Origin of the sequence: Agriterribacter sp. (assembly GCF_035445465.1) — a bacterium.
In the GTDB taxonomy this organism is placed as follows: Bacteria; Bacteroidota; Bacteroidia; order Chitinophagales; family Chitinophagaceae; genus Agriterribacter.
The window spans coordinates 1-9,367 of the sequence record NZ_DAOMQT010000088.1; the positions used below are offsets into that span (position 1 = coordinate 1).

Sequence of the window (9,367 nt, forward strand, 5' to 3'; positions counted from 1 at the left end):
GCAGTTGCCCTTAAGCAGCCCATACTTACCAGCACTGAGCTTGAAAAATTGCGCAGTATTGATACCGGTATTTTCCAGGCTAAAACCATTCAATGTTATTTCAGGTCGGATGGCAAGCCCGGGTCGCTGAAAGCCGCTTTAGACCGTATTTGCCGTTACGCAGTAGATGCAGTGGAAGATGGGTTTGAAGTGCTTATTCTTTCGGATCGGGCAATAGACTCGGACCATGCTGCTATACCATCTTTGCTCTGTGTATCTGCCGTGCATCATCACCTTATCCGCAAAGGATACCGCGGCCAGGTAGGGATAGTAGTAGAAGCCGGCGATGTGTGGGAAGTACATCATTTTGCCTGTTTGATAGGCTTTGGCGCAACGGCTATCAACCCTTACCTGGCACTGGCCACTATCCGTACCATGAAAGCCACCGGCAGGTGGGAAACCGACCAGGACTGGTACACCTTACGTAAAAATTATGTAAAAGCGGTATGCTACGGCTTGCTGAAAGTATTCTCCAAAATGGGTATCTCCACCCTCCAGTCTTACCAGGGTGCGCAGATATTTGAAATATTAGGATTGAACCAGGATGTGGTAAACAAATATTTCACGGGTGCGGTAAGCCGGGTGGCAGGCATGGGGTTAGATGAAATTGCCAAAGAAGCGCTCGCCAAGCATGCGCTTGCATTCAATCTTAAAAATATTCCTGTTGATCGTTTGTCCGTTGGCGGTATATACCAATGGAAGCGTAAAGGGGAAGTGCATCTCTTTAATCCGCAAACCATTCATTTGTTGCAGTATTCAACACGGATGAATGATTATAATGTGTTTAAAAAATACAGCAAGGCGGTAAACGACCAGGGTGAGAAAGCCTGCACATTGCGCAGCCTGTTCCGCTTTAAGCGTAACCGTCCGTCTGTTTCCATTGATGAGGTAGAGCCGGCAGAAAATATTTACAAACGTTTTGCTACGGGCGCCATGTCATTCGGTTCTATTTCCTGGGAAGCGCATACCACGCTGGCTATAGCCATGAACCGCCTCGGTGGCAAAAGCAATACCGGTGAAGGAGGTGAGGATGAAAGGAGATATGAAAAGCTGTCCAATGGCGATTCTATGCGCTCTGCCATTAAGCAGGTTGCCTCTGCCCGCTTTGGCGTTACCAGCTTATATCTTACCGAAGCCGATGAACTGCAGATAAAAATGGCGCAGGGCGCAAAGCCCGGCGAGGGCGGGCAATTGCCCGGACATAAAGTAGACGACTGGATAGGAAGAGTGCGTCATTCCACGCCCGGCGTAGGATTGATTTCTCCGCCGCCACATCATGATATTTACTCTATTGAGGATCTGGCTCAACTGATATTTGATCTTAAAAACGCCAACCGTGCGGCCCGCATCAATGTAAAATTAGTGTCAAAGGCCGGCGTGGGCACTATTGCTGCCGGCGTTGCCAAAGCAAAAGCCGATGTAATACTCATAGCAGGCTTCGACGGCGGAACAGGCGCGTCCCCGGTAAGCTCCATCAAGCATGCCGGCTTACCCTGGGAGCTGGGATTGGCGGAAAGCCATCAAACATTGGTAAAGAACCGCCTCAGGAGCCGCGTGGTTTTGCAGGCCGACGGGCAAATGAAAACGGCCCGTGATATTGCTATCGCTACATTGCTTGGAGCGGAGGAATGGGGAGTGGCTACAGCCGCTTTGATAGTAGAAGGTTGTATTATGATGCGTAAATGTCACCTCAATACCTGTCCTGTGGGCGTAGCCACGCAGGATCCCGAATTACGCAAAAGGTTTACCGGCAATGCCGATCATGTAGTGAACTTCTTTAAGTTCCTTACCCAGGATCTGCGTGAGCTGATGGCTGAGCTGGGATTCAGAACCATCAATGAAATGGTGGGGCAGGTAGATTGCCTGGAAAGAAGAGAAGGCATTAATCACTGGAAGTATAAGAAGCTGGATCTGTCTCCCATATTATATAAAGAACCCGCTCCTGAACAGGTTGGTTTATATAACCAGGAAAAACAGGATCATGGACTGGCAGAGGTATTAGACTGGCAATTGCTTGAAAAAGCAAGGCCTGCGCTGGAGCAACGGGAACGGGTATACGCAGAATTCCCGATCCGTAATATTGACCGTACGGCAGGTACCATACTCTCTAACGAAATTACAAAACGCTATCGCGCGGCAGGATTACCGGACGATACCATTCATTTTAAATTTACCGGTACGGCCGGACAAAGCTTTGGCGCCTTTAACACCAATGGGGTTACGTTCGAGCTGGAAGGTGATGCCAATGATTATTTTGGTAAGGGCTTAAGCGGTGCCAGACTTATTGTATATCCTTCAAAAGAGGCAGGATTTGTTCCTGAAGAAAACATTATTATCGGTAACGTGGCTTTTTATGGCGCCACCTCCGGCGAAGCATTTATCAGGGGCAAGGCCGGTGAGCGTTTTTGTGTAAGAAATTCGGGCGCTAATACTGTAGTAGAAGGCGTGGGAGATCATGGTTGTGAATACATGACCGGGGGCCGGGTAGTAATACTGGGCGATACCGGCAGAAATTTTGCCGCGGGTATGAGTGGAGGCATTGCTTATGTATATGATGTAAAAGGTCAGTTCGCAGAAAATTGTAATCCCGAAATGATTGACCTTGATCCGGTGGTCAATGGCGAATCGGAAGAGCTGTATGACATGATAACCCGGCATTATGCTTATACCGGAAGCGCGGTTGCTAAATTCATTATAGATGATTTTGACAACCAGTTGAAGAATTTCATAAAAGTATATCCCAAAGATTATAAAAAAGCCGTTCAGAAAGCAAAGATTAAAGTGGAGGAAAGGTAAGCGGCACAGGGTGGAAGTATAAACATTTTTAATTCATTAATGAAGTAAGCAATACAATGGGCAAGCCAACAGGTTTTATAGAATTTACGCGTGAATTGCCGGGGAAAAAACCAGTAGCGGAACGATTGAAAAATTACAACGAGTTCATTGACCGCTTTTCTGAGCAAAAGCTGGTGAACCAGGCTTCGCGGTGCATGAATTGCGGGGTACCTTTTTGCCATAGCCATAATGGTTGTCCTTTGGGCAACCTTATCCCGGAATTCAATGATGCCGTGTACCGCAAAAGCTGGCGCGAAGCGTATGATATTTTAACATCTACCAACAACTTCCCTGAATTTACGGGGCGCATTTGTCCTGCCCCCTGTGAGTCGGCCTGCGTATTGGGCATTAACCAACCTGCTATTACCATTGAAGAAATTGAAAAACATATTATTGAAATAGCATTCGAAAAAGGCTTTGTGCAGCCACGCAAGCCCAATATCCGTACCGGCAAAAAAGTAGCCGTTATCGGTTCCGGTCCTGCGGGGCTGGCAGCAGCAGCACAACTGAATTATGCGGGGCACCTGGTTACTGTTTTTGAAAGAGACGATGCCGCCGGCGGACTCTTACGGTACGGCATACCCGATTTTAAATTAGAGAAGTGGGTGGTTGACCGTCGTATAGAAGTGATGGAGCAGGAAGGAGTGGAATTCAGGTACAATGCGAATGTAGGCGTAAATGTAAGTATCAATGATCTGTTGAATGAATATCATGCTATTGTGCTGGCGGGCGGCTCTACCCAGCCCAGGGACTTACCCATACCCGGTAGCGAGCTGAAGGGCGTATATTTCGCCATGCAGTTTTTGAAACAGCAAAACAAGCGGAACGCGAAAAAAGATCCCCTGGCGAATGCCGCCATTGAAAGTAATATTCTCAAAGAAGAAATAAAAGCTACGGGGAAAAATGTAGTGGTTATTGGTGGTGGCGATACCGGCAGCGACTGTGTGGGCACATCCAACCGGCATGGCGCCGCATCTGTTACCCAATTTGAGCTGATGCCCAAGCCCCCGGGTGAGCGTACGCCATTTATGCCATGGCCTACTTACCCGATGGTCTTAAAAACATCTTCTTCCCACGAAGAGGGTTGTGAAAGGGCATGGGCCATTGCCACCAAAGCATTTCTCGGAGATGAAAAGGGTAACCTGAGCGCATTAAAAATCGTTGACCTGGAATGGAAGTTTTCTGATGACCAGCGACCTTCCCGTTTTGTGGAAGTACCGGGAACGGAAAGGGAGATACCCTGCGAGCTTACGCTGCTTGCCATGGGATTTGTTCATCCGCAGCATGAAGGTTTGCTGGATGAAATGGAGGTGGAATATGATGAACGCGGAAATGTAAAAGCTTCGGAAAAGGCATATCAAACCAGCATACCTAAAGTATTTACGGCGGGTGATATGCGCCGCGGGCAATCGCTGGTAGTATGGGCCATAAGCGAAGGAAGAGAATGCGCCCGTAAAGTAGATGAATTTTTGATGGGCAGCTCCCTTTTGGAAACCAAAGACGCGTCGCTGGTATCGTTGGCAATATAGGGGTAAGCGAGTGGTAAGTAGTAAGAAAATACAAATGTTATGGTTACATTTTTGCTTTGGTTGATTCTGTTAGTGCTATGTGCGCCGCTGGCTATTCTTGCCATTGTGCTGTATCCAATAGTATGGCTGGTGCTACTGCCGTTCCGGTTACTGGGCATAGCGGTTGACGGGATACTGTCTCTTATCAGGTCGATTTTTTTACTGCCCGCCAGATTGCTGCAACGCATCTGAGCTTTTGTTTCATAAGATCGCTAATACACTTAGTTGATAGAAGCCTTGCTCTTCAATACAATAAACAGAGGATCAGGGATTGGCTTTAGTACTATAGTTCAGCCTTGTACTATTGTCTGTCATTGGCACGCAGGAAGCATCTAACCTGGCTCAACATTCACCGGGATCTCACTTCACACAATAGCGCGACTGTGAAGACCCCGTTGGGAAGAGGCGGAAGAAAAATTGATAAAAGCGGAGACGTTCGTACAGCCGATAAAATACGAAGCCGGAAATCCGAAACCGGAGAAGGTTAGGCAGTACCGATAAATGACACACCCAAAGTTGAAACAGATTCCGTGATGCTCTATACCACCCTACACCTTATACCTGCCATTATCCAACTTTAAGAAGTCTTTAATAAAAGAAAAAGCTAAAGACCAATGTTATGTGTACGCGGGCTATATCTTTGCCTCCACTAAATAATTTCACCCATTATGAAAAAACAATTCATTGTATTAACAACGGCATTGGTATTAGGCATTACGGCAGTTTATGCGCAAAAAGGCGAAGACAAGCTCGTTTCCTTTGGAATAAGAGCAGGAGTTAATCTTCAGAAAATTTATGGCGATGATTTCATGGGCAATAAGCTCAACAATGATTTTACAACCGGCTTTCACGCGGGTATTAATGCCGATTTATTTATTTCGGAGGGCTTTTATCTGCAGCCCGGACTGTTATATTCCACAAAAGGCGCTGAAAGAAAAAATAACAATATTGAATACACGGAGCACATTTCTTATGTTGAATTACCCGTGAACCTTGTATTTAAGCCGGAACTGGGTGGAGGAAGATTGTTGCTGGGTGCAGGGCCTTATGCCGCTTACGGCATTTCGGGTAAAAATAAAACCAAAGCTAACGGTACGGCTGTTGAGCTGGATGCGAAATTTAAAGGTAAAATAAGCGCCGCGGAGTACGCAACAACACTGTTGAACGCAGCCTATTATGTTAAGCCATTCGATTTTGGCGGTAATATACTGGTGGGATATGAGCTAAACAGCGGCTTTAGTTTGCAGTTAAACGGACAGCTTGGGCTTTCTCAGATCAATCCTGAAGTTGATGGTGTGGCTGCCGATAAAAGCAAGTGGAAGAACATAGGCTTTGGCGCATCATTGGGATACAGGTTTTAGTGGTGAGTAGTGAGTAGTGAGTGGTGAGGTGAGAAAATATTTACTGAACGAATTTTTGTAAAAGGGTTGCACGGTTTTAATAGTGCATCCCTTTTTTCATTAATTCTTAGTTTGTGCAGGGTAAATCCGGTAATGCATCAAATCGTAACTTGTACCATAAACATTTTATACGCACATGCATCCATCACTCCAACCCCAACGCATCCTTTCCATAGATGCCTTTCGCGGCATTACGATTCTGGTAATGGTTTTTGTAAATGAGCTGGCAGGTATAAGAGATATTCCCTTATGGATGAAACATGTGCCTGCCAGTGCAGATGCCATGACCTTTGTGGATGTGGTGTTTCCTGCTTTTTTATTTATTGTGGGCATGTCGGTACCTTTTGCCTTAAAAAACCGGGTACAAAAAGGAGATCGTTTTCTTCAGTTGCAATGGCATATTCTTTGGCGCACGCTTGGGTTGCTGGTGCTTGGTGTGTTTATGGTAAATGGTGAAGGAGGATATCATAAAGAGTCAATGGGCATGTCCATACACCTGTGGCTGTTGTTGTTTTATATATGTGCTGTGTTGATCTGGAATGTATACCGGAGTCAAAAACGGATATGGGTATACCTGTTAAGAACCGCAGGTATAGCCGGTTTACTGATGCTTGCCGCTGTTTACCGCGGAGGAGAAGATGGTTCAGCCTCTATGACCCCCCGGTGGTGGGGAATACTGGGACTGATTGGCTGGGCATATTTATTTGGCTGCATTTTTTTTCAGTTGTTCAGGAAAAACATAGTAATGATGCTGGCAATGATCTGTTTTTGCATTGCGTTTTATATTGCCGGCAAAAGCGCTTTCGTACAGGAAAGCGGATCGTTGCGCTGGATCAGCAGCCAAACAGGTAATGCCGCGCATACTTCCGTTGTGCTGTGCGGAATAGTGTTGTCGCTTATTTATTTTGATAAGAATGAAACTAAAGCTGCCGGCCGCCGGTTTATAGCCGCCGGGATATTTACTTTACTGCTTTTTGTGGCAGGGTATGTGCTGCGCCCTTATTTTGGCATCTCAAAAATTTATGCTACACCAACCTGGTGCCTTTACAGTGCTGGTATTTGTTGTATCATTTTTAGTGTGCTGTACTGGCTGATTGATATAAAAAAAATAAGCAGCTGGACGCGTTTCTTCAAGCCGGCTGCCGTTAATCCCCTCCTTACTTATATTATTCCCGGCATATTGTATGCTTTATTCGCGGTGTTGCACATCAGCATTTTCCCTTACAGCATGCGTTATGGGGTGCCGGGTTTTTTATGGGCGGTGTTTTACGCGATTGCCGTAATGTATATTGCAAAGGGGCTGAACCGGCTTAATATAAAATTGCAGTTATGAAGAGGTGAATATGAAAATGTGGGAATTTGAAAATGGGAGCAGGGTGAGTTGATAAGGGAGATAAATTCAGATTGTACCGCGATATTGCTACATTGAAAGCATATATTACAGTGGATTCTGAATCCATTGCCGTGGAAGCTTTCCGGCTCAATGAAAAGGGGCATTGGGAACTCGAAGAATACAAATTGTTAACTGCTTTATTGTATATCCCTGTAGTAGAACAATTCATTCCCCTGGCGGCCATCTATGAAGGAACTTCGTTGATGAGTCCGTCTATATAAAGGAGGCTTCTCCGTTTTCGATGCGCATAAAATGCGTTACGCATTCCGGGATTTCTTCTTTATAATGACTTACATATAGCAGGGTGGTATCGAACAACCCGCAGATATCATTAATGATTTGTTTAAATTGCTGCACATGCTCCGGGTCTAAGCCCTGGCAGGGCTCGTCTAAAATTAAGAGCGGTGGATTTTTTACCAAAGCGCGCGCCAGCAAAACAAGCCGCTGCTCCCCGGCAGAAAGCAGCGACAGTAATTTATTTTGAACAGGCTCCAGCCTAAATAATGCCATCCATTGATTTACCTGGGAACGCTGTGCCGCCGTTAAGGTTCTGAACAGTCCGATAGAATCGAACAGACCGGATGCGATCGTTTCAAAACAGGTGGCGCTATAATCAAAATACACATGCATTTCGGGCGATACGTAGCCGATCTTTCTTTTGATGTCCCAGATACTTTCGCCACTGCCCCTGCGTTGATCAAACAGGTAAATTTCGTTGGCATAGGCTTTTGTATTATCCCCGGTTATTAAGCTCAGTAATGTAGATTTGCCTGCACCGTTAGGCCCCGATATGCTCCAGTGTTCACCCTTTTTTACTTCCCAGTTAATATGCTTTAAAATTGTTCTTTCTCCATACTGCACAGATACGTTTACCATTTTTACGGCATATGCAAAGTTGCTTTCTGCCGGCCGCTGCAATGCTTGTAAAAGCGGGTGGCTGATCCGGAAACCTGTTGCCGGTTCATTTGCAAGAGCGATAAAATCTTTTTTGGGTATCGCTGAAACCAGCTTCCCATTATCTATTGTGGCAACGTGTGTTATGCACCCGGGCATTTCTAACGGGGAAGTGATTAATATTATTTTTATGCCTGCATCACTCAATATGTTAATGATGCGGGAAAGCATGGTTCTGCCTGCTGTATCTAATCCAACAAAAGGATTATCTAATATCAGCAGTTGAGGATCGCCCAGTATGGCTTTAGCTATTTGCAGTCTTTTATTTTCGCCATTCGACAATTGTATCAGAGGCTCGTGCATTACATGTTCTATGTGCAGCAACGCCGGTAACTCCTTTATAATAATTCCGGAAGAAAGCAGGGTATGCGCCCGGCTATCCAGGTCCAGTACTTCGGCAACCGTTAAGGCATTGTTGGCATCAGATGCATTGTAGCGCTGCTGGTAGTAAAAATCGGAAGTGTTGGAAAGATTTTTAAAATGGTGCTGCTGTTCCACCACTACTATGTGCGGGCGATAACCGGGTTGTCCGTTAAAAGTAATATGGCCCGAATAATGCTGCCGGCCCGCTAGTGCATATGCCAGCATCGTTTTGCCGCTTCCCGAAGCACCGGTAACTGCCCATTGCTCGTCGCTTTGTATGATGAGGTCAATATGGTCAAGGATCTTTCTGCCATTGCGCTGCACCGTTATCTGTTCAAGTTGTAAAAAAGGAAAAGCCATTGTATCATTATATTACAATGGCTCAAGTTATTATTTTGTTTACAATCTTCTGGATGCATTTTCAATTGCTGTTGCATTTTTGCCCCTTTACCATCTGCTCCATGCACTGTCCGGGAATGGGTACAACAAGTTGAAATGCTTTCCGCTCATGGCTTAATCCTCGTCTTCATAATACGCGTCTTCATTGCTGTAGTACGACGATTCCCACTCTTTCACCGCTTTGTCATCAAGCAGTTCAATGATCTCAAAAATCGGGTCTGATTTCCTTTTCCACTCCGTCATTTCCGTTTCGCCATAGCGCGTTATAAACAGGCAATGATCGGATTCGAGCATGACCCTGATGAGCGCAACAGGAGACCCCTCCTTTTCCTCAATAAGATAATAACATCCTTTTTCCAGCAAAGCATACGAATACATAACATTTCAAATTTTAAATCTGATCAATGCAGAATTAA

The 9,367-nt window shown here is 45.6% G+C and carries 7 protein-coding genes and 1 pseudogene; 6 read left to right on the forward strand and 2 right to left on the reverse strand.

Features of this window, described 5'->3' with window-relative positions; genetic code table 11:
• From gltB to PLE34_RS20860, 6 genes and pseudogenes are all read left to right on the forward strand, one after another.
• The coding region (gene gltB / locus PLE34_RS20835; RefSeq protein ID WP_324560222.1) for a glutamate synthase large subunit at positions 1–2,835 on the forward strand (2,835 nt) is incomplete at its 5' end.
• Between the two features lie 56 nt (positions 2,836–2,891).
• Positions 2,892–4,403: a glutamate synthase subunit beta gene (locus tag PLE34_RS20840; protein ID WP_324560224.1), complete on the forward strand. Its 1,512-nt coding sequence runs from the start codon at positions 2,892–2,894 to the stop codon at positions 4,401–4,403.
• 39 nt (positions 4,404–4,442) lie between these two features.
• Positions 4,443–4,634, forward strand: a complete 192-nt coding sequence (locus PLE34_RS20845; protein WP_324560225.1) for a hypothetical protein — start codon at positions 4,443–4,445, stop codon at positions 4,632–4,634.
• A gap of 476 nt (positions 4,635–5,110) precedes the next feature.
• Positions 5,111–5,803, forward strand: a complete 693-nt coding sequence (locus tag PLE34_RS20850) for a porin family protein (protein ID WP_324560227.1) — start codon at positions 5,111–5,113, stop codon at positions 5,801–5,803.
• Between the two features lie 175 nt (positions 5,804–5,978).
• Positions 5,979–7,175: a DUF5009 domain-containing protein gene (locus tag PLE34_RS20855; RefSeq protein WP_324560228.1), complete on the forward strand. Its 1,197-nt coding sequence runs from the start codon at positions 5,979–5,981 to the stop codon at positions 7,173–7,175.
• A 62-nt stretch (positions 7,176–7,237) separates the two neighbouring features.
• Positions 7,238–7,456, forward strand: a pseudogene (locus PLE34_RS20860) (hypothetical protein); the annotation flags it as partial.
• Here PLE34_RS20860 and PLE34_RS20865 read toward each other — a convergent pair.
• Positions 7,449–8,912, reverse strand: a complete 1,464-nt coding sequence (locus tag PLE34_RS20865; protein WP_324560230.1) for an ATP-binding cassette domain-containing protein — start codon at positions 8,910–8,912, stop codon at positions 7,449–7,451. The pseudogene PLE34_RS20860 and the gene PLE34_RS20865 overlap by 8 nt on opposite strands.
• A gap of 153 nt (positions 8,913–9,065) precedes the next feature.
• Positions 9,066–9,329 (reverse strand): hypothetical protein, encoded by a 264-nt coding sequence (locus tag PLE34_RS20870; protein WP_324560232.1) that lies wholly within the window; start codon positions 9,327–9,329, stop codon positions 9,066–9,068.
• Positions 9,330–9,367 lie beyond the last annotated feature (38 nt).